Source organism: Mesorhizobium sp. WSM3862, from assembly GCF_002294985.1.
Taxonomy (GTDB): domain Bacteria; phylum Pseudomonadota; class Alphaproteobacteria; order Rhizobiales; family Rhizobiaceae; genus Mesorhizobium.
Genome location: NZ_NSGE01000011.1, coordinates 52,855 through 72,664, shown reverse-complemented (window position 1 = coordinate 72,664; position 19,810 = coordinate 52,855). Strand labels below are relative to the sequence as shown.

The window sequence follows — 19,810 nt, the reverse complement described above, 5'->3', positions numbered from 1 at the left end:
TCAGATCTTGGCGTCGTGCGGCAGCGGCGCCGTGGCTTTCTCCAGCCAGGCCAGCGTCTCGCCGTCCACCATCGGACCGATCTCGGCCAGAACCCGCGCGTGATACTGGTCGAGCCAGTGCAGTTCGTCGCGGGTCAGCAAGTCGCTGCGGATGAGGCGCTTGTCGATCGGCGCCAGCGTCAGCGTCTCGAAGCCGTGCATGGCGATGTCGCCGCCCTCGATCTGCTCGGCAGGCGTGACCAGGATCAGGTTCTCGATGCGAATGCCGTAGGAGCCTTCCTTGTAATAGCCCGGCTCGTTGGACAGCATCATGCCGGCAAGCAGTTTCTCGGTGCCGGTGCGGGCGATGCGCTGCGGGCCCTCATGCACGGCGAGGTAAGAGCCGACGCCATGGCCGGTGCCGTGGGCGAAGTCGCAGCCATGCTTCCACAGCGCCACGCGGGCGACGGCATCGATTTCCGAACCGCGCGTGCCGGCCGGAAAGCGCAGCGTCGAGATGCCGATCATGCCCTTCAGCACCAGTGTGAAGCGCTCGCGCATCTCCTCGGTCGGCTGGCCGATCGGCACGGTGCGGGTGATGTCGGTGGTGCCGTCCTGGTATTGTCCGCCGGAATCGAGCAGGAACAGCTCGCCGCTTCGGAGCTTGCGGCTGGTGGCGCGGGAGACGCGGTAGTGCATGATGGCGCCGTTCGGGCCGGCGCCGGAAATCGTGTCGAAGGAGACGTCGCGCAGCGGCATCTGTGTTTCCTCGCCGGTCTGCCGCCGCACCTCCTCGAGTTTGGTCACGACGTCGATCTCGTCGAGCGTATCCGGCTGCTGCCGGTCGAGCCAGCAGAGCAGCTTGGCAACGGCGGCGCCGTCGCGACGATGCGCGGCGCGGCTGCCGGCGACCTCGGCCTGGTTCTTGGTGGCGCGCGGAATGCGGGCGGGGTCTGGCGCAGAGACAACTGCGCCGCCATTGCCCTCGACCAGCATCTTGAGCTTTTCCGCAGCCAGAACGGGATCGAGCGCGATTTTTGCGCCGCCCTTGGCAAGGTTGGCGACCGCCGCTTCGAATTCGCCTGGATCGTGCGGATCGGCAAGCTGGGTGAGATAGGCCGCGACCTGTCGCGAAAATTTGCGCTGGTCCATGAAGAGTTGATGCTTGCCGTCGGCGGCAAGAATGGCGAAGCCGAGCGCCAGCGGCGTATGCGCCACGTCGCCGCCGCGGATGTTGAAGGCCCAGGCGATGGAAGACGGGTCGGTGAGCACGGCGTGCGTCGCGCCCTCCTTTTCGATCGCGCCCGCCAGCCGCGCCAGCTTGTCCTTGGCGAGCTCGCCGGCGAAGGCGATCGGATGGAGTTCGACGGGTGCGCGCGGCGGCTCGGGCTGATCTTCCCAGATGATATCGATCGGATTCTTCTCGAGCGGCACCAGTGTCGCGCCGGACTGCTCGGCCGAGGCTTTCAATGTCTTGATCTCGCCGATCGTGTGCAGCCACGGGTCGAAGCCGAGCCTGGCCCCTTTGCCGAGATTGTCCTTGATCCAGGAGGCCGGCGGATTGTCGACGAGGCTCTCGACGGTGAAGATCGAAAGATCGACCTCATTGCGCACCTGCAGCGTGTAGCGGCCGTCAACGAAGATGAAGGCGCGGTCGCGCAGGATGATGGCGACGCCGGCTGAGCCGGAAAAGCCGGTCAGCCATTTCAGCCGGGCCGACCGGTCGGCGACATATTCGCCCTGATGCTCGTCGGCGCGCGGCACCATGAAGCCGTTCAGCTTGTTCTCGGCCAGCCATTGGCGCAGCGTCGCCACGCGCGGCTTGCCGACAGCCGGATCGCCGGCGGAATCAAAGGTCTGGAACATTTTTCCGCATCTCCTCGAATGGCTCGCGCGACCGTAGCGCAAGGTCTTCGAAACCGGAATCGATTTCGACAGGGCCAGTCTTGAACGATCTGGTTTTCAGCGCTTGAGGTGGATGGTCACCCAGCCCTCGCGGTGCAAGGTGCGGACGTGGCGGAAGCTTTGGCCGACATAGGCCGAGATCACCGCATCGCGCTGACGGTCGAGAATGCCGGAGAGCACCAGCGAGCCGCCGAGCCTGATGTGTCTGGCCATCTCGGGCGCCAACCGCATCAGCGGGCGCGCCAGGATATTGGCGACGATGAGGTCGAAGGGCGCGCGCCTAGAGAAGATCGGATGGTGGAAGCCGGGCGCCGTCACCGTCTCGACAAGCGCCTTCACTCGGTTCAGTCGCGCATTGGTCGCAGCGACGCGAACGGCCACCGGATCGATGTCGGTCGCCAGCACCGGGATGTGCGCGAGCTTGGCCAGCGCTATCGCCAGCACGGCACTGCCGGTGCCGAGGTCGAGCGCGTTGCCGGGGCGTTCGCGCAGCACCACCTGTTCCAGCAGTTCGAGGCAGCCGGCCGTGGTGCCGTGATGGCCGGTGCCGAAGGCAAGGCCCGCCTCGATCTCAATGGCGAGGTCACCGCTGCGGCGCTTGTCGCGATCATGCGCGCCGTGGACAAAGAAACGCCCGGCGCGGACCGGCTTCAGTCCTTCGAGCGAGCGTGCAACCCAGTCGATGTCGGGGAGCGCCTCGCGCTCGACCTGCTTCGGCAGGGCCAGGTCCGCGAGTATGCCGTTGATCCGGACTGCGACGGCATCGACATCGCCATCGGCATAGAGCGACACTTCGTGGATGTCATTGGCCTCGTCGACCTCCAGCAGGGCAAGCGGCAGGCCTTCGTCCTCGAAAGCTGCATCAAGCGCCGCGAAGATGCGGTCAGCCTCGGCCTTGCCCGCCGTGAAATGGAACCTGGTCTGCCCCATCAGGGCGACTCATGTTTGAGCGTGATCATTTCCGAGAACCGGTTCCACTTGTTGCTACGCAAACCTTCGGTTCGGGATCACGCCTGGCCGCCTGCTGCGAGCCGCTTCAGCTTCGCAATAGCCGTGTCGGCGCTTTCGCCATAGGCGATGGTGCCGGCGAACTCGCCCTTGGCGTTGAGGAGCAGCACGGAGGCCGTGTGGTCCATCGTGTAATCGCCGTCGCCGGTGTCGACCTTCTTCCAGTAGATGCCGAAGGCCTTGGCCATTGCATGCACCTTGTCCGGATCGCCGGTGATGCCGGTGATGCGGTCGGAGAAATTGCCGACGTAGGAATTGATGATCTGCGGCGTGTCCCGCTCCGGGTCGACCGTGACGAAGTAGGCGTTGAGGTTCTTGCCGCTGTCGCCCATCGTCTTCAGCCAGCCGGCCATTTCGAACAGCGTTGTCGGGCAGACTTCCGGACAATGAGTGAAGCCGAAGAAGACGACGCTTGGGTGGCCTCGGAACGCGGCCTCGGTGATCGGCGCGCTCTTCTGGTCGATCAGTGTGAACGGTGCGCCGTAGGGCTGGCCGCCATAATGGCCGCGATACCAGTCGAAAGTGAGCCAGCCGATGCCCGCCGCCATCAGTACGAGGATGCCGACCAGAATTGAGCGCATCATCAGAAACTATCCGTCGCGATCGTCGCGGCCCGGCGGATCCGGCGCGAGCCTGTTCGGCGACAGTCTTAGCGGTTTGGCGGCGCGCGCGCAAAGAGGTCGCGTTGCCGCAACCACGAGACCTGCCGCCTCCATCGCGACGATCATCGAATGGCTTGCAAATGCCATTGTCCTGTCCCACCTGACATCGGCTAAACGCAAAACCCGAGGAGGCTTCCTTGCGAAAACTGATCGGCTTGATTGCCGCCTGCATTGCCCTCGGCGCCGGCGCAGCGATGGCGGACGAGGTCGGCAAGGTCGGCGTCGACTGGGTCGGCAACGACATCATGATCGACGCGATCAAGGATCCAAAGGTCGACGGCGTCACCTGCCACGTCGCCTATTTCGACCGCAGCATCATCGATCGGTTGCACAAGGGCAACTGGTTCGAGGATCCGTCGGACTCGTCGATCTCCTGCCGCCAGACCGGACCGATCACCATCGGCGACATCGACATGAGCGAGCGCGGCGAAGAGGTGTTCAAGCAGGGCCTCAGCCTGATCTGGAAGAAACAGGTGGTGAACCGCATCTACGACAAGAAGAACGAGACGCTGATCTATCTCTCGCACTCGCGCCAGGTCCAGAACGGCTCGGCGAAGATGTCGGTCACGACCGTGCCGCTCTATGGCCAGAACGTCGTGTGGACCAAGGGCAAGCCGCAATAGGCTCCGATCCGCCCGGATGATTGGTCACGCTTGCGGGGCCAATCGCTCAGGCGTAAAGCCGCGCCATGGATCGTCCTGAACATCTCGTCGCGAAAGATCCCGAGCCGCGCATCCATCCGACCGCGGAGCTGAAGGGGTGCAAGCTTGGCCGTTATGCATCGGTCGGCGAGCGGGTGATCCTGCGCGACGTGACGGTCGGCGATTTTTCCTATTTCGAGCGTCATTCGGAAGCGATCTACACGACGATCGGCAAGTTCTGCTCCATCGCCGCCAACAGCCGCATCAACGCGCTCGAGCATCCGATCGAGCGGCTGACTCAGCACAAGGTAAGCTACCGGCCCAACGAATATTTCCGCTGGCTTGGTGTCGACGCGGCATTTCGAGAGCGGCGGCAGGCAAAGCCGGTCAGCATCGGGAACGATGTCTGGATCGGCCATGGCGCCGTCATCATGCCAGGCATCACGATCGGCAATGGTGCCGTCATCGGTGCCAACGCGGTGGTGACGCAGGACGTGCCGCCTTACGCTGTCGTCGCCGGCGTTCCGGCCAAACCCTTGCGCCAGCGCTTTGGCGCCGACGTGGCGGCGCGCATTGAAGACCTCGCCTGGTGGGACTGGACGCCGGAAAAACTCGCCAGGGCGATCCCGGACATGCAGTCGTTGCCGATCGAGGCCTTCCTCGATCGTTGGGAAAACGCCGCGACCTGAACCCGTGAAGCGCCCCTCCGCCATGCGGGGGGAGCAGCTGAAGGGGCCGGAGGTAAGCCGCCGTGAAGCGGAACGAGCAGGCTTTTCGACCTGCACCGGCACCATGGCAACAACGCATAAGGTGTTTTTTCGTCGGCATGCGCCTCTCGCGTGTATGCGATTGCAGGCGGAAAATCGGGCCGGCGGGAACCGGAGAGGCCGGCCCTTGTTTCTCTCGAAATGCCGCGCTCTTGCGTTTTGTGAGGACTGGATGATCGAAAAGCTTTTCACCAAGGTTGCCAATTGGGTGGCTCACCTGGCCGGTATGCCTTTGACTTTTGCCGTCTGCGTTCTGATCGTAGTGATCTGGGCGGCGACTGGCCCGGTCTTCGGCTTCTCGGATACCTGGCAACTGGTGATCAACACCGGGACAACCATCATCACCTTCCTGATGGTGTTCCTGATCCAGAACACGCAGAACCGCGATGGCGCCGCAATCCAGACCAAGCTCGACGAGTTGATTCGCGTCAGCGAGGCCCACAACCATTTCATCGGCATCGAGCACCTGACGGAATCGGAGGTCGAGGAGATCCGCGCCAAATGCGAAGCGGCGGCAAAACGGCACGACCGCAAAATCGCCGAAACAGCGGCCAAGCAGGCTATGACGATAAAAAACGGTTCCGGGCGCGACCGCAAGATCGCTGAGGTGGCCGCCAAGAAGACCGTGCCAGGGAAGGCAAGCTCCAAGAAGAAGGCACCGCCTGAACGGCCCGTCAGCGGTTCATAAAGGCGGCGAAAGCGTCCTTGTGATCCGGATGCCAGCGCGACAAAGCGGGGCGGTTTTCGATGATGTCGCCGATCGCCCAGGCCATGCGCTTTTCATCCATGGGCCGAGCGACCTCGTTGTCCGGGCAAAGGATGTAGAAGTCGTCCTGCTTGAGCGATGCCAGCATGAAATCGATCACCTGCTCGCCCGTCCAGGCGCCGGCCGGCTTTTCCGTCGCGCCCTCGGTCAGGCCGGTATAGGTGAAGCCGGGGATCAGCAAATGCGCGGAAAGCTTCGCTCCAGGCTCGTTGCGCAACGCATGGGCCAGGCCCTCGGTGAAGGTCTTCACGCCCGCCTTGGAGACGTTGTAGGCGAGATTGCCGGGCGGCGTGGTGATGCCTTGCTTGGATCCGGTGTTGATGATCAGGCTGGGCTCGCCCGCAGCCAGCATGCGCGGCGCAAAGGCCTCGACACCATGCACGACGCCCCAGAAATTGATGTCCAGCAGCCGTTTCCAGGCTTCACGATTTTCCCACGGCTTGCCGGGATTGTTGCCGACGCCGGCATTGTTCATCATTACCGAAATCGCACCGAATGCACCGTAGGCGAGGTCCGCGAGCCGGTCGACTTCCTCGGCCTTGGAGACGTCGGTGGGGATAGGGAGAACGGCATCGTCCCCGGCAATGACGGCGACCGCCTGCCGGGCCTGGTCAAGGCGCACGCCGCCTATGTCGGCAAGCACGGTCTTCATGCCCATGGCCGCGAAGCGCTTCGCGGCGGCCAGGCCTATGCCGCTGGCGCCACCGGTGACGACGGCGACATTGCCGGAGGCGAAAGCGGGCAGGGCGGTCTGGATTTCGGCGTCGCTGGTCATGGTTGATGTCCTTATTCCGGGTCGAGCCGAACTTAACGCCGGTCAGGGGCGAGGCAAGCCTTGATCGCTGCAATCATCGACGGCGGTACCGCCAATGGGTTGACCGCAGCAGCTTGCCCCGCGCATGCTGCCGGAAAAAGGAGTTCGGCATTGACCGATTGGATCGGAATCCTGAAGGAGCAGACCGCCACCGGCGAACAGATGGGCCGGGATGTGCCGAAGATGCTCGCCAACCCCGATATCAGCGAGGCGCAGGTCAAGACGCTGTTTTCGGCACTGGAGCAACAGGCGGACTTCGCGGAAAAGCTGCGCCTGGCGCTGGAGAAGTTCGGCCATGACTTTCCCGTCATCAAGGCCGCAGAGCGGCTGGAAGAGCGCTATGCCGACCTTGCCGCCTCGGCGGCAGAAAAACTGAAAGCGATGCGGCAGTAAGAACCCGCTATCTTTCCACGAGACGCTCGAACCGCCTGTCCGGAATGAACCAGATAATTGCCACCAGGACGTAGATCGCCACGCTGATCCACTGGCTGAACGAGGTCAGCAGAACGGCGGCAATGTAGAACGCCAGCGAAATCTTACCCTTGCGGTCATGGCCCACGGCTCTGGCGAAGGTAGTGTCGGCACCGTGCAGGTGGCGAAGCTTGAAGACCAGGATGGTATAGGCAACGGCGCAAAGCGCGAGGTCGATGCCGTAGACGGCGACCGGCACCGGGGCGAAGTGGTTCTCGCCCATGAAGGCGGTCGTCACCGGCATCAGCGACAGCCAGAACAGAAGGTTGAGGTTGGCCCACAGCACCCGGCCGTCGACACGCTGCACGGTATGGAACATGTTGTGCAGATTGTTCCAGTAAATGCCGACATTGATGAAGGACAAGACGTAGCAGAAGAAGATCGGCCAAAGCGGCGCCAGCGCGGCAAGGTCCTCGCCATGCGGCACTTTAAGCTCCAGCACCATGATCGTGATGATGATAGCGACAACGCCATCGGTGAAGGCTTCGACCCGGCCCTTGCCCATGGTTCTTCCCTCCTCGCTTAACGAACGTTACGGGAGGATTTCGCGCGAGACCATACTGCCATAACTGTCAGGAGAGCGTTCGGCATTCGGAACAGCCGCAATTGCGCGGACGTTGGGCTTGCAACCAAGCGGAGGTCGCGATGGCCGGCTACACTCAAACCATGAAGCGCGACAACGAACTTGGCGGCGGTGTCGCAAGAGCCGCGGTTGCCGCTATGATAGCTGCACTGTTTGCCGGCAGCACGGCTCTGACGCCACTCTATGTCATCTATAAACAAGCCTTCGGGTTCTCGCAGATCACCCTGACATTGGTCTATGCCGTCTATGTGGTCGGCAATTTGGCCGCACTTCTGTTTTTCGGCCGATTGTCGGATGTCATCGGTCGCCGTCCGGCAGCCATGGCGGCGACGGGCGTGGCCGTGGTCAGCGCGCTGTTTTTCCTCTTGGCTGAAAACCTGATGTGGCTCGACATCGCCCGTATCCTCAGCGGGCTCGGCATCGGGATCGGCGCGGGAACCGGCACCGCTTGGCTCGCTGAGCTGATCGAAGGGGAGGACAAGTCACGCGCGGCTGTCATCGCTACCAGCACCAATTTCGTCGGTCTCGGGGTCGGCGCACTGATGTCGGGATTGCTCGCCCAATACGCGCCTTGGCCGCTCAGGCTGACATTTGCCGTTTATCTGGTCCTGCTTGCGCTGATCACGCTGCTGATCTGGCGCACTCAGGAAACAGTCTCCAGGCCCGGACGACTCTCCGACGTCTCAATGCAGCCGCGGCTTTCGGTCCCCGACAAAATCCGCGCGCAATTCGTGGCGCCGGCGGTGACCGGCTTCGGCGCCATGGCGCTGGTCGGTTTCTACGCCGCGCTCGCGCCAAGCATTCTGGCACAGCAGCTCCATGCGACCAACCACGCCGAGGCCGGCGGGCTGTTCTTCGAACTGTCGATCGTGGCAGCGGCGGCGATCCTGGCGACAGCGCGCCTGTCCAGTCGCTTCACGATGCTCGCCGCGCTAGTTCTGATGGTCCCGACCGTGGCGCTGATCGTCGCGGCGCAGGCCTTCGCCTCCATGACGATGATGATCGTTGCCACAGGCTTTTGCGGCGTGGCGGCGGCACTCGGCTATCGCGGTGGCCTGCAGGTGGTGAACCAGATCGCGCCGGGCGACCGGCGCGCCGAAGTGGTCTCGGCCTTCTTCATCTGCTGCTTCTGCGGCAATGCGCTGCCGGTCATCGGCATCGGCGTGCTGTCGGGTTGGACGAGCGCGACGGTGGCAAGCCTGGCCTTCGCCGGCATGATCACCATCTTCTCGCTGGTGGCGCTCGGGTTCGGCGCCAGATACGCGCGATAGTTCACCCGTTCGGTGTCTCGACGAGATTGGCGCGCCGGCGCGGCACGCCGAGCCCGGTGTCCAGCGGCTCGCCTGCGGCCGGAGGGTCCTCGGAGATGGGGCCGCTTGTCAGGTCGCTGGTCCCCGGCGAGCGGGCTTGTTGTCGTCCATGGCGGGCACCGAAGATGCATCAGGCCCGCGATGGTATCGCAGCCTGATGCTTCTGCATCCGTTGGGGCTGGGCCAGATGCCTTCGCAACTAGTTTGCGGCGAGACTGTTCCCCGACAGGCCGGGCAGGGTAACCTGATAGACCAGGAAGGTGGTGTCGACATCGGCGCCATCCTGGGCCTTGTACGGGGCGCCGACCTGGAAGCCGTCCTGGGTCAGAAAGTCGTTGTCGTTCGCGACGAACAGGAAATAGTCGTCGGGCAGCTTCGGGTCCAGCACGCTCACCAGCGACATCGCCTCCCACTTCTCCGAGAGGTTGTTCCTGTCGTTCGGCGCGCCGTTGTGCAGGCCGAAACGGCCGAGTTCGCCCTTGTCGTTGATTTCGATGAACGAGGTGAGCTTGGCCGGCGTCACCGACGGATCGAGCACGCCTTTCGGCGCAACCGGCTTGTCGGCGGCGTCGAACGGGCCGTTGGCGATATCGGTAGCGGCGCAAAGGTCTACGATCTCGATCTTGCGGTAGACCGACTCGGCGTCCTTCAGCCCCTGGCCGTTGCCGCTGTCGCGTGCCAGCATCAGAAAGCTCTTGTCGGACAGCGCCACGATCTCGCTCTGCGCGGCCACCTTGGTCTTGCCCTTGGCGTCCTTGAACACCGGCAGCGGCACGACATATTCGTGCGCCAGCTTGAGGTGGGCAAGGTCGGAGCCGTCATAGACCAGCGCGCGGGCATTCCGGCGGGTCGAGCCGGAATCGCCGCCATCCTGGCGCGGCGCCGACTGCAGCACGACGATCAGGAACTTGCCGTCCGGCGTCATCGACATGCCTTCGAGGCCCTGATTGTTCTGGCGGCCGGTCTCGGGATCCTTGGGATCCGGCTCGGCGGCACCCGGGCCAGGATTGTCGGAAGCGAAGTTCGGCTTGCCATGGCGCATCGGCACCAGGGCCGCCGGCGGCTGCGTCGCCGACATCAGGCTGCCGTCGGCCGAAAAGCGATAGATGTTGGGGCCATATTCGTCGGAAATGAACATGGTGCCGTCGGGCAGGCGCACGACCGCCTCGTCGTCGAGCGAAAGCTTGCCGTTGTCGGCCTGCGGCAGGATCGGCATGTCGCCGGCAGCGGGGCGCACGCCGTTGAGCGGATCGAGGCCGGTGGCGTCGGCGCCGTTGTCGTCGGTCAGGAGCATCGTGTCGACGAGCGTTGCCTTGACGCCCGACTGTTCCTGGCCGGCGGCGGGCGCCGCGCCCGGGGCGGTCGGGGTCAGCTCGATTGCAATTGTGTTCAAGCGGGGCCGGTAGTCGGTGGTGCCGGCGACGTTGTAGCCGCGGTCCGGCAGCAGCCAGAGCGAGCCTTTGTAGCCGGCGCCGTCACGCGCCCAGCTCTTGGCGTCGATCGCCATGCCGGAGCCCGAACCAAAGGTCTCGCCGAACTTGTCCTTCTGGCTGGCGGGGATGCGGCCAACGCCGACTAGCCCTTTGTTGACATAGCCAACACCCTCGGCGAGCGCAGGGCTCAGCACGGTGAGCAGGACGAGTGCCACGCCAAGCGCGACGGTTCGGTTGAGGTGCTTCATGATGTCCCCCATGTGACGAGCAGAGCCGGAATGGCGTGACATCGGGTCTAGGACGCGAACATGATACTTGCGTGACAGGAGGGGGGTACTTGCCTTCTCCCCTTGTGGGAGAAGGTGGATCGGCGCGCAGCGCCGAGACGGATGAGGGTGTTCCAGCGGAGCGAGACGTTGGCTTTCCCTGGAGCTCCCCTCATCCGTCGCCTTCGGCGACACCTTCTCCCGCAAGGGGAGAAGGAGAGGGCGCTCAATCGCTCTCTCGCGCGACGAGCTCCAGCGGCCAGACTTCGCGGATCGTGCGTGGCCCCTCCGGACCGGCATGGGCCGGGAGTGACGCCAGCAGCATCTCGGCCAGCCGCCGGCCCATCGGCTCCAGCGCCGGACGGAAGGCGGTCAGCGTCGGCGAGAAGTAGCGGCAGAGCGGCGTGTCGACGATGACGATCACCGCGATGTCGTGGCCGGGCCTGATGCCCATCTCGGCCAGTGCCTTGCAGCCGCCGAGCGCCATCGCGTCATTGTTGAAGATGATGGCTGTCGGCCGGTCCTTGGAGAGCATGACACGCGGCGTCACCTGGTAGCCGCCGGTCTCGTTGATGAAGCCGTCGGCGATCAGGCCGGGGTCGACTTCGATGCCGTGCCGCTTCAGAGCCTTGCGGTAGCCGTCGAGGAACAGGTAGCCGAAGTTGAGATCAAGCGAAGGGCGGATGGCAGCTATGCGGCGGTGGCCGCGCGCGACCAGCCGGTCGACGGCTTCATCACCCGCCCTCTCGAAATCGATATCGAGCGAAGGATAGGTGTCGCCGCCGGATTGACTTCGGCCAAGCGTGGCGAAGGGAAAGCCGGCCTTGCTCAGATAGTCGATCCGATCGTCTTCCCGCCGTGTATTGGCCAACACGACCGCGTCGGCCCGGCGCGTCTCAACCACGCGGCGCAGCCTCTCCTGCTGATATTGGCCGGGCTCGCCCATGACGACCATCAGATCCAGCTCATGCTCGGCGAGCCGCGCCTGCAGGCCGGTCAAGAACGGAATGAAGAACGGCTCGCCATATTGCTGGTCGCCGGGATGCGGTTGCAGCATGAAGGCGATCGAGCGGGTGGCGCCCTGGCGCAGGCTGCGGCCCGACTGGTTGGGCGAATAGTTCAGCTTCCTGGCCGCCTCGAGCACGCGCTGGCGCGTCTCCGCATTGACGTCGGCGCGGCCGTTCAGCGCGCGCGACACGGTGCCGATCGAAATGTTCAGGTGACGCGCGAGATCGTGGATGCTGGACGCCAAGGTAGGTTCTCCCCCTGACCTCGCTAGCACCGGCCGTCCTTCAGGCCAAGCAGTGCATGTCGATTTTCGCGAGCAGGTGATTGACATTCTACGCCATCGGGTGTGTTCTCGTAAACGTTTACGGAAAAACGTTTACGGTAAAGCCGGAAATGCCGTGACACTCGGCCTGGAGGGGCCGAGCGGAGGAGGAGCGCTGGATGATGAAGGTCGTCCTGGTCGGGTGCGGAGCCATGAGCAGGCAGTGGCTCGATGCCGCGAGGCAGATCGACGGGCTTGCCATTGCCGGCCTTGTCGATCTCGATGCCGAGCGGGCGCAGGCGAGGGCGCGCGAGTACGAGCTCCCCAATGCCGTCATCGGCACCAGCCTCGATGCCGTTCTCGATCAGACCCGGCCCGATGCCGTGTTCGATGTCGTGGTTCCTGCTGCGCGGCGCCAGGTCGCGCTTTCAGCCTTTGCCCATAACTGCCATCTGCTCACCGAAAAGCCGCTTGCCGACAGCCCAGAAAATGCGCGCGCCATCATCGAAGCGGCGCGCCGCGCGGGGCGCGTCCATGCCGTGGTTCAGAACCGGCGCTACGTCGCCAATGTCAGGCGGATCAGGCGGTTCCTGGCCTCCGGCGCCATCGGCGCGCCGACCAGCATCCACGCCGACTTCTTCGTCGCGCCGCATTTCGGCGGCTTTCGCGAGGAGATGCGCCACGTGCTCTTGCTCGACATGGCGATCCACACGTTCGACGCCGCCCGTTATATGGTCGCCGGCGAACCGGCCGGCGTCTATTGCCAGGAGTGGGAGCCGGCCAATTCCTGGTACCGTCAGGGCTCGTCGGCCAGCGCGGTGTTCGATTTCGGCGGCGGCAAGGTCTTCACCTATGCCGGCTCCTGGTGCGCGGACGGTTTCCGCACGAGTTGGGAAGGCAGCTGGCGCATCGTCGCCGAGCGCGGCAGCCTGTTGTGGGACGGGCATGACGGGTTGAAGGCCGAGGTGGTTGCGTCCGGCCGCGACGGTATCATCGACAAGACCCAGTCGATCGAGGTGCCGGCGCTCGACGCGGCCGACAGAGTCGACGGCCATCTCGGCATCATCCAGGATTTCATGCGCGCGATCGAGACCGGCACCGAACCGGAGACGCGCGGCACCGACAACATCAAAAGCCTAGCCATGGTCTTTGGCGCCATCGAAAGCGCAGAGACCGGACGCCGCGTCGCAATCGCAAAGGAAACGCCGTGATGCCGAACCCGCTTCTCGACATCAGGATCGGCACCATGGTGCGAGCCAATCTCGACGACCCGGCCGCCTATGTGAAACAGATCCTGCCGCTCGGCTTCGAGAGCATCCAGCCCTTTTTCTGGCAGACGCTGGGCGGCAAGGACCTAAAGCGCCTGGCGGGCGAAATCCGCGAAGCGATCGGCGATGCGGACGTCGCCGTCTCATCGATCGGCGTGTTCGGCAATCCGCTGGAGAACGGCGAGGTCGACCGCGGCGTGCTCGCGGCGTGGGAGACCGTCATCGACAACGCACATCTGTTCGGCACCACGATGGTCTGCGGCTTCACCGGCCGGCTGCGCGGCAAACCGCTGACCGATAGCCTGCCCCGTTTCCGCGAGGTCTGGGGGCCGCTGGCCAGACGCGCCGCCGACAAGGGCGTGCGCATCGCCTTCGAGAACTGTGCCATGGACGGTAACTGGGCGAGCGGCGACTGGAACATCGCCCACAACCCGGACGCCTGGGAGCTGATGTTCAACGAATTGCCCGACGACAATCTCGGGCTGGAATGGGAGCCCTGCCACCAGCTCGTCTATCTGATCGACCCGATTCCGCAGATCCGCAAATGGGCGCCGCGTATCTTCCACGTCCACGGCAAGGACGCGACCGTGCGCTGGGACGTGATCCGCGAGCACGGCGTGTTCGGCAGCCTGCCTTTCGTGCAGATGCGCAGCCCCGGCTTCGGCGACAGCGACTGGACGCGGGTGATCAGCGAATTGCGGCTGGCGGGCTACAAGGGCGCCATCGACATCGAAGGCTGGCACGACCCGGTCTATCGCGGCGACCTCGAGATGACCGGTCAGGTGCGGGCGCTGGACTATCTGAAGCAATGCCGGGGAGGGAGCAGCTACCTGCCCAATCCGACTTGAATGCCGGCCGGCGGGAGGAGCCAGCCGATCCGAGCAATTGTTGAAGACCTTGATCATGAGGGACCAAAAGGGAGGAACGTGCATGAGCATCACGACCAGAAGGACTGTTCTGCGCTCGACCGTCGTGGCGGCTGCCGCGGCGCTCTGCGCCTCGATCTCCACCTTGCCGGCACAGGCGCTTGACGCCCAATGGTGCAAGGACGTCCATATCCGCTTCTTCGTCGGCGGCGCCGAGGGCGACGCCTTCGGCACCATCGTCTACAATGGCGCCAAGCAGGCGGCGGCCGATCTTGGGCCGAAGGTCGACTACATCTTCTCCCAGTGGGATGTCGAGAAGATGGTGCAGCAATTGCGCGAGGCGGTCGCGGTCAAGCCGCAAGGCATCGCCATGATGGGCCATCCGGGCGATGCCGCGATCATGCCGCTGGCCGAGCAGGCGCATAAGGACGGCATCAAGATGATGTACCAGAACGTGCCGGTGCCGAAGGTGGTGGAAGCGTTCGGCGGCGGCTATGTCGGCGCGCAGCAGGAGCAGCAGGGCCGCGCGCTCGGCGCCGAGGCGTTCAAGCTCGGCAAGCTCAAGGCCGGCGACAAGGCGATCATGATCGGCCCGTTCGAGAACGAGAATCGCGGCGCGCGCGAGCGCGGCACGGTCGCGGCGCTGAAGGAGGCGGGCGTCGAGGTGATCCAGCTGTCCTCGCCGCCGAGCGGCGAATGGGCGTCCGACCCGAACCTCGCCATTCCGGTGATCACCGCGGCTCTGCTCAACCACCCCGACGTCAAGGCGGTCGGCTATCCCGGCGGACAGATGCTCGGCAACGTCGCCACCTATATGCAGGCGGCGGGACGCAAGCCCGGCGACATCTTCAACTTCGGCTTCGATACCAGCCCGCAGATCGTCGAAGGCTTCAAGGGCGGCTGGGTGCAACTGACGGCCGACCAGCAGCCTTTCCTGCAGGGCTATCTGCCGATCTTGAGCCTTTGCCAGCAGGTGGTGCTTGGTCTGGCGCCGATGAACGTCGATACCGGCGCAGGCTTCGTCACGCCGCAGAATTACGAGATCGTCGCCGAGCTGGCCAAGCAGGCGCTGCGTTGACCTCCCAGGCGGTCGGTCGGGGTTGGGCCCGGCCGACCGGATCGCCGGCAAGCGGCCGATAACACAATTGGAAGCGAGGATCGCATGGGCGAACGCATCATCGAACTGCGCGACATCAAGAAATCCTACGGTCAGGTCTATGCGCTGGGCGGCGTCAACCTCAGCGTCGACCGCGGCGAGGTGGTCGGCTTGATCGGCGACAACGGCGCCGGCAAGTCGACGCTGATCAAGATCCTGTCCGGCGTGGTCAAGCCGACCAGCGGCGACATCCTCGTGCGCGGCAAGCCGGTGACCGGATGGAGTGCCGCCCGCTCGCGCGACGCCGGCATCGAGACGGTGTTCCAGGACCGGGCTTTGGCCGTGCAGCAAACGATCGTGCGCAACATCTTCATGGGTCGCGAGCTGAGCGGCTTTCTCGGCTGGCTGAAGGTCAACAAGGAGATCGAGGAGGCAAGCCGGCTGATGCGCGAGATCGGCTTCACCTCGAAAGTGTTCACGCCGCATTCCATCGTCGGCCAGCTTTCGGGCGGCGAGCGTCAGGGCGTGGCGATCGCGCGGGCCATCTACAAGCAGGCGGAGCTGATCATCCTCGACGAACCGACGACGGCGCTGTCGCTGACGGAGACCGCCAAGGTCTTCCATTTCGTGCGCCAGGTGCGGGCGAGCGGCCGCTCGATCCTGTTCATCGGCCACAACATTCATCATGTCTTCGACATCGCCGACCGCTTCGTGGTGCTCGACCGCGGCAAGGTGGCGTTGACGGCGGACCGCAGCGAGGTCAAGTCAGCCGACGACCTCATCAACTTCATGGAAGAGATCGCGCATCCGGGTGGCCTGCCAGGGCTACACGAGACGGGCGGAGCGGAGCAGAGAGCGTGATGAGCAAGGCCATGGAACCCGATCTGCAAACACCTCTGGGAAGGGCAAGCGGCCCGACAGAATCAGGCAAGCAGTGGAGTCATCCTTCCGATCACTGGCTGCGCGGCTTCGTCCTCGACAACCGCGCGGCGCTAGGCACGCTCGCCGTGTTCATCGTCATGATGGCGATTTTCATGATCGCCAACCCGACCGTCTTCACCACCTGGTATCTTTACAGCTCGGTGCTGACGACGCTTCCCGTCGCGCTGTTCGTTGTCGTGCCGCTGGTCTTCGTAGTCACCTGCGGCGAGATCGACCTGTCGTTCCCGGCGACGATGGGTTTCGCCTCATGGGCCTTCGCGATCGTCGTGCAGGCCGGCTACGATCCGTTCCTCGGCATCGCCGCGGCGCTTCTCACCGGCACGCTGCTCGGCTTCCTGGTCGGATCGCTGGTGGTCTATGGCGGCCTGTCGTCGCTGATTGCCACGCTCGGCATGAACTTCCTGCTGCGCGGGCTGATCCAGATCATCAACGAGGGCAAGTCGACGGCGCTGACCAGTCTGGCCGACAGCTCAGCTTACGCGATCTTCTCCGGCCAGCTCTGGGGCATCCCGGTGCAGATCTTCTGGGCGATCGCCTTCGTCGTGTTTTCGGCGCTGCTCTACAACCGCCACCGCTTCGGCGCCCAGGTCAAGGTGGTCGGCGACAATCCGGACAGCGCCAAGCAAATGGGCATCGACGTTCAGCGCGTCCGGGTCAAGGTGTTCGTCTTCACCGGCATCGGGGCGGCGATCGCCGGAACCTTCTCGGTGATGATCAACTTCACCTGGTGGCCGACGGCGGGCGACGGCTACCTGCTGCCGGTGCTGGCATCGGTGTTCGTCGGCGGCACGCCGACCTGGGGCGGTATCGGTACAGTGGTCGGCGGCGCGATCGGCGCGGTCACCGTGTCGTTCATCCAGACCGGCGTCGTCGCCGCGGGCCTCAGCGGCTTCTACGTGCAGTTCTTCAACGGGCTGATCATCATCCTGTCCCTGCTCGGCCACAAATGGAACCAGGCGCGGTATCGCTGAGAGGCTGCGGTTTTCGGACGGTAATCCGTTGGCGGCCGCCGCTCAAACGCTGGTGACAAACCCGTCCAGCACACGTTTCTGGCCGGCCTTGTCAAAGTCGATGGTCAGCTTGTTGCCGTCGATGGCGGCAATATTGCCGTTGCCGAATTTCTGGTGGAAGACGCGGTCGCCGAGCTTGAATGGCGAAGGTGTGTCGGCGACCGATTTGGCGACCAGCTCGCCTTCGATGGTGCGGCCTTTCACCGAGGTGCGGCCGGCGCCATAGCCGCTGTCAGTCTCGCCATAGCCGATGCGTTCGACCTGGTGGCCGGAGCGTGTGCCCCAGTTGCGGTCGGTCGCTTCGGTGCGGTTCGCCTGCGCGCGCTGCCAGCCGGGTGTCGCATAGGTGTTGGAGAAGCTGCCGGATTTTTCCGCGCCGATATTGTCGAAGCGCGAGGCGCCGTAGGGATTCTGCCGGCCGCCGCCGCGGCCTGAGGCGAAGGAGCCGCCGCCATAGGGGTTGCCATAGCCGCCATAGGAATTGCCGCCATCGGCGACATCGACATGGGCTTCCGGCAATTCATTGACGAAACGCGACGGAATGGTCGATTGCCACAGGCCGTGGATCTGGCGGTTTGAGACGAACCAGACGTGCAGGTTCTTTTTCGCGCGCGTCAGGCCGACATAGGCGAGGCGGCGTTCTTCCTCGAGGCCGGAGCGGCCGCCTTCGTCCAGCGCGCGCTGATGCGGGAACAGACCTTCCTCCCAGCCGGGCAAGAATACGGTCTCGAATTCAAGCCCTTTCGCCGAATGCAGCGTCATGATCGAGACCGCATCGAGCGATTCGCCTTGCTCGGCCTCCATGACCAGCGCGACATGCTCGAGGAAGGAACGCAGGGATTCATACTCCTCCATGGAGCGGATCAGTTCCTTGAGGTTCTCCAGCCGCCCGGGCGCTTCCGCCGAACGGTCGTTCTTCCACATGTCGGTGTAGCCGCTCTCCTCGAGGATGGTCTCGGCGAGCTCGGTGTGCGGCGTGGTCTCCAGCGCCTTCTGCCAGCGCTCGAAATTGGCCGCGACCTCGCGCAGCGCGGCGCGCGGCTTCGGCTTCAACTCGTCGCTTTCGGCGAGCGTCGCCGCGGCCTCAAGCATCGGGATTTGCATGGCGCGCGCGGTGTCGTGGATCTGGCGGATGGTGGCTTCGCCGAGCCCGCGCTTCGGCACGTTGACAATGCGCTCGAAGGCAAGGTCGTCGCCGCTGTTGGCGACGACGCGGAAGAAGGCCAGCGCGTCGCGGATTTCCAACCGTTCATAGAAGCGCGGACCGCCGATGACGCGGTAGCTCAAGCCGAGCGTGATGAAGCGGTCTTCGAAGGCGCGCATCTGGAAGGACGCGCGCACCAGGATCGCCATATCGTTGAGGTTGTGCTTTTGCCGCTGGTAGGCCTCGATCGCCTCGCCGATGGCGCGCGCCTCTTCCTCCGAATCCCAGGCGGCATGGACATGCACCTTGTCGTCCTCGGGGTCATTGCGGTCGGTGAACAGCGTCTTGCCGAAGCGGCCCTCATTGTGGGCGATGAGATGCGAAGCCGCACCTAGTATATGCGCGGTGGAGCGGTAGTTGCGCTCCAGCCTGATGATGGTGGCGCCGGGAAAATCCTTGTCGAAGCGCAGGATATTGTCGACCTCGGCGCCGCGCCAGCCATAGATCGACTGGTCGTCGTCGCCGACGCAGCAAATGTTGACAGTGGATTGACGTCGGTTTCCCTCCCCCTTGAGGGGAGGGTGGCCGGGTGAAGCCCGGTCGGGAGGGGTCCTCGCGGCAGTGCTCGACGCTCCGGCGCCTGATGACTGGGCGGCGCCTTCCGCGGCGACCCCCTCCGTCCGCTTCGCGGACACCTCCCCCTCAAGGGGGGAGGATTGCGGCCTCTGCGCCAACAAGCGCAGCCACATGTATTGCGCGGTATTGGTGTCCTGGTACTCGTCGACCAGGATGTATTTGAACTTGCGGTGATAATCCTTCAGCACGTCCGGATAGGCGCGGAAGATGCGGATCGGGTGATAGAGGAGATCGCCGAAGTCGCAGGAATTCAGCGTCTGCAGCCGTTCCTGATAGGCCTTGTAAAGCTGGCGCCCCTTGCCGTTGCCGAAGCTGCGCGCGTCGCCTTCCGGAATCTCGTCGGGGCCAAGGCCCTTGTTCTTCCAGTTGTCGATCATCTGCGCGAAGGTCTTGGCCGGCCAGCGCTTGTCGTCCAGACTTTCGGCTTGGATCAGCTGCTTGATCAGCCGGACCACGTCATCGGTATCGAGGATGGTGAAATCGGATTTCAATCCGGCAAGCTCGGCATGGCGGCGCAGCAGCTTGACCCCGATCGAGTGGAAGGTGCCGAGCCAGGGCATGCCCTCGACATTCTGCTCGCCGATCAGCAAGCCGATGCGCTGCTTCATCTCGCGCGCGGCCTTGTTGGTGAAGGTGACGGCGAGAATCTGCGAGGGGAAGGCCCTGCCGGTGGCAAGGATGTGGGCGATTCGCGTGGTGAGCACCCGCGTCTTGCCGGTGCCGGCGCCGGCCAGCACCAGAACCGGGCCTTCGGTCGTTTCAACAGCGAGCCGCTGTTCGGGATTGAGGCCGTTCAGATAATCGGGCGCACGGTTCTGCGCGTTGCGTGCGGCCATGGCGCGCGCGGCAAGACCGGATGGGGCGGCGGGCCGCGCATTCGGTTCGTCAAAAAAGGGCATGTCTTCCGAAAAGCCGGACATCGCCCCCGAATGTAGTGATTCGGCAGCGAAAGGCCAGAAGTGTCTCCGTTTTG

The 19,810-nt window shown here is 64.3% G+C and carries 17 protein-coding genes and 1 pseudogene; 10 read left to right on the top strand and 8 right to left on the bottom strand.

The features are described from left to right. From CK224_RS26355 to CK224_RS26345, 3 genes are all read right to left on the bottom strand, one after another. Entirely contained in the window at window positions 1–1,845 is a 1,845-nt protein-coding gene (locus CK224_RS26355; protein ID WP_095783810.1) for an aminopeptidase P family protein, read from the bottom strand. A 96-nt stretch (window positions 1,846–1,941) separates the two neighbouring features. Next, a complete protein-coding gene (locus tag CK224_RS26350) occupies window positions 1,942–2,814 on the bottom strand; it encodes a 50S ribosomal protein L11 methyltransferase (RefSeq protein WP_095783809.1) in 873 nt (290 codons plus the stop codon). A gap of 77 nt (window positions 2,815–2,891) precedes the next feature. Continuing rightward, entirely contained in the window at window positions 2,892–3,476 is a 585-nt protein-coding gene (locus CK224_RS26345) for an SCO family protein (RefSeq protein WP_066990790.1), read from the bottom strand. A 272-nt stretch (window positions 3,477–3,748) separates the two neighbouring features. Between CK224_RS26345 and CK224_RS26340 the strand changes: the two genes are divergently transcribed. From CK224_RS26340 to CK224_RS26330, 3 genes and pseudogenes are all read left to right on the top strand, one after another. Then, window positions 3,749–4,177 carry a CreA family protein gene (locus CK224_RS26340; protein WP_095779095.1) on the top strand — a complete coding sequence of 143 codons (429 nt, stop codon included), beginning with the start codon at window positions 3,749–3,751 and terminating at the stop codon, window positions 4,175–4,177. Window positions 4,178–4,242: 65 nt separating this feature from the next. Further along, window positions 4,243–4,884 (top strand): DapH/DapD/GlmU-related protein, encoded by a 642-nt coding sequence (locus tag CK224_RS26335; RefSeq protein WP_095783808.1) that lies wholly within the window; start codon window positions 4,243–4,245, stop codon window positions 4,882–4,884. A 250-nt stretch (window positions 4,885–5,134) separates the two neighbouring features. Continuing rightward, a pseudogene (locus CK224_RS26330) lies at window positions 5,135–5,527 on the top strand (low affinity iron permease family protein); the annotation flags it as partial. A 109-nt stretch (window positions 5,528–5,636) separates the two neighbouring features. On the opposite strand, the gene CK224_RS26325 reads toward CK224_RS26330, so the two are convergent. After that, the gene (locus CK224_RS26325; RefSeq protein ID WP_095783807.1) at window positions 5,637–6,503 is read right to left on the bottom strand and encodes an SDR family NAD(P)-dependent oxidoreductase; all 867 of its coding nucleotides are present in this window, start codon (window positions 6,501–6,503) and stop codon (window positions 5,637–5,639) included. Between the two features lie 150 nt (window positions 6,504–6,653). On the opposite strand from CK224_RS26325, the gene CK224_RS26320 reads away from it, so the two are divergent. Further along, entirely contained in the window at window positions 6,654–6,935 is a 282-nt protein-coding gene (locus CK224_RS26320; protein ID WP_066990806.1) for a hypothetical protein, read from the top strand. A gap of 7 nt (window positions 6,936–6,942) precedes the next feature. Here CK224_RS26320 and CK224_RS26315 read toward each other — a convergent pair whose 3' ends face one another. Further along, the gene (locus tag CK224_RS26315) at window positions 6,943–7,518 is read right to left on the bottom strand and encodes a TMEM175 family protein (protein ID WP_095783806.1); all 576 of its coding nucleotides are present in this window, start codon (window positions 7,516–7,518) and stop codon (window positions 6,943–6,945) included. Window positions 7,519–7,658: 140 nt separating this feature from the next. Here CK224_RS26315 and CK224_RS26310 point away from each other — a divergent pair, with 140 nt between their 5' ends. Further along, window positions 7,659–8,867 (top strand): MFS transporter, encoded by a 1,209-nt coding sequence (locus tag CK224_RS26310; protein ID WP_095783805.1) that lies wholly within the window; start codon window positions 7,659–7,661, stop codon window positions 8,865–8,867. A 238-nt stretch (window positions 8,868–9,105) separates the two neighbouring features. Here CK224_RS26310 and CK224_RS26305 read toward each other — a convergent pair whose 3' ends face one another. Together CK224_RS26305 and CK224_RS26300 are read right to left on the bottom strand one after the other, a co-directional pair. Further along, entirely contained in the window at window positions 9,106–10,587 is a 1,482-nt protein-coding gene (locus CK224_RS26305; protein ID WP_095783858.1) for an esterase-like activity of phytase family protein, read from the bottom strand. Between the two features lie 244 nt (window positions 10,588–10,831). Then, window positions 10,832–11,857: a LacI family DNA-binding transcriptional regulator gene (locus CK224_RS26300; RefSeq protein ID WP_095783804.1), complete on the bottom strand. Its 1,026-nt coding sequence runs from the start codon at window positions 11,855–11,857 to the stop codon at window positions 10,832–10,834. Between the two features lie 197 nt (window positions 11,858–12,054). On the opposite strand from CK224_RS26300, the gene CK224_RS26295 reads away from it, so the two are divergent. The 5 genes from CK224_RS26295 (at window position 12,055) to CK224_RS26275 (ending at window position 17,018) form a co-directional block, all read left to right on the top strand. Then, complete coding sequence (locus CK224_RS26295; RefSeq protein WP_095783803.1) at window positions 12,055–13,086, top strand: Gfo/Idh/MocA family oxidoreductase; 1,032 nt, start codon at window positions 12,055–12,057, stop codon at window positions 13,084–13,086. After that, window positions 13,086–13,991, top strand: a complete 906-nt coding sequence (locus tag CK224_RS26290) for a sugar phosphate isomerase/epimerase (RefSeq protein ID WP_176478030.1) — start codon at window positions 13,086–13,088, stop codon at window positions 13,989–13,991. The genes CK224_RS26295 and CK224_RS26290 overlap by 1 nt, the downstream gene beginning before the upstream one ends. A gap of 82 nt (window positions 13,992–14,073) precedes the next feature. After that, entirely contained in the window at window positions 14,074–15,087 is a 1,014-nt protein-coding gene (locus CK224_RS26285) for a substrate-binding domain-containing protein (RefSeq protein ID WP_095783801.1), read from the top strand. A gap of 84 nt (window positions 15,088–15,171) precedes the next feature. Further along, window positions 15,172–15,966 carry an ATP-binding cassette domain-containing protein gene (locus CK224_RS26280; protein WP_095783800.1) on the top strand — a complete coding sequence of 265 codons (795 nt, stop codon included), beginning with the start codon at window positions 15,172–15,174 and terminating at the stop codon, window positions 15,964–15,966. Next, window positions 15,966–17,018, top strand: coding sequence for an ABC transporter permease (locus CK224_RS26275; protein WP_095779023.1), 1,053 nt, complete (start codon window positions 15,966–15,968; stop codon window positions 17,016–17,018). The genes CK224_RS26280 and CK224_RS26275 overlap by 1 nt, the downstream gene beginning before the upstream one ends. 42 nt (window positions 17,019–17,060) lie before the next feature. Here the strand turns inward: CK224_RS26275 and CK224_RS26270 are convergent, their stop codons facing one another. Further along, window positions 17,061–19,757 (bottom strand): UvrD-helicase domain-containing protein, encoded by a 2,697-nt coding sequence (locus CK224_RS26270; protein ID WP_095783799.1) that lies wholly within the window; start codon window positions 19,755–19,757, stop codon window positions 17,061–17,063. Window positions 19,758–19,810 lie beyond the last annotated feature (53 nt).

What these genes read in the sequence shown, in the direction of transcription:
- CK224_RS26325 (WP_095783807.1), bottom strand. Translation starts at nt 6,503, where the DNA reads ATGACCAGCGACGCCGAAATCCAGACCGCCCTGCCCGCTTTCGCCTCC.
- CK224_RS26355 (WP_095783810.1), bottom strand. Translation starts at nt 1,845, where the DNA reads ATGTTCCAGACCTTTGATTCCGCCGGCGATCCGGCTGTCGGCAAGCCG.
- CK224_RS26275 (WP_095779023.1), top strand. Translation starts at nt 15,966, where the DNA reads ATGAGCAAGGCCATGGAACCCGATCTGCAAACACCTCTGGGAAGGGCA.
- CK224_RS26280 (WP_095783800.1), top strand. Translation starts at nt 15,172, where the DNA reads ATGGGCGAACGCATCATCGAACTGCGCGACATCAAGAAATCCTACGGT.
- CK224_RS26350 (WP_095783809.1), bottom strand. Translation starts at nt 2,814, where the DNA reads ATGGGGCAGACCAGGTTCCATTTCACGGCGGGCAAGGCCGAGGCTGAC.
- CK224_RS26270 (WP_095783799.1), bottom strand. Translation starts at nt 19,757, where the DNA reads ATGTCCGGCTTTTCGGAAGACATGCCCTTTTTTGACGAACCGAATGCG.
- CK224_RS26340 (WP_095779095.1), top strand. Translation starts at nt 3,749, where the DNA reads ATGGCGGACGAGGTCGGCAAGGTCGGCGTCGACTGGGTCGGCAACGAC.
- CK224_RS26305 (WP_095783858.1), bottom strand. Translation starts at nt 10,587, where the DNA reads ATGAAGCACCTCAACCGAACCGTCGCGCTTGGCGTGGCACTCGTCCTG.
- CK224_RS26310 (WP_095783805.1), top strand. Translation starts at nt 7,659, where the DNA reads ATGGCCGGCTACACTCAAACCATGAAGCGCGACAACGAACTTGGCGGC.
- CK224_RS26295 (WP_095783803.1), top strand. Translation starts at nt 12,055, where the DNA reads ATGATGAAGGTCGTCCTGGTCGGGTGCGGAGCCATGAGCAGGCAGTGG.
- CK224_RS26285 (WP_095783801.1), top strand. Translation starts at nt 14,074, where the DNA reads ATGAGCATCACGACCAGAAGGACTGTTCTGCGCTCGACCGTCGTGGCG.
- CK224_RS26290 (WP_176478030.1), top strand. Translation starts at nt 13,086, where the DNA reads ATGCCGAACCCGCTTCTCGACATCAGGATCGGCACCATGGTGCGAGCC.
- CK224_RS26335 (WP_095783808.1), top strand. Translation starts at nt 4,243, where the DNA reads ATGGATCGTCCTGAACATCTCGTCGCGAAAGATCCCGAGCCGCGCATC.
- CK224_RS26315 (WP_095783806.1), bottom strand. Translation starts at nt 7,518, where the DNA reads ATGGGCAAGGGCCGGGTCGAAGCCTTCACCGATGGCGTTGTCGCTATC.
- CK224_RS26345 (WP_066990790.1), bottom strand. Translation starts at nt 3,476, where the DNA reads ATGATGCGCTCAATTCTGGTCGGCATCCTCGTACTGATGGCGGCGGGC.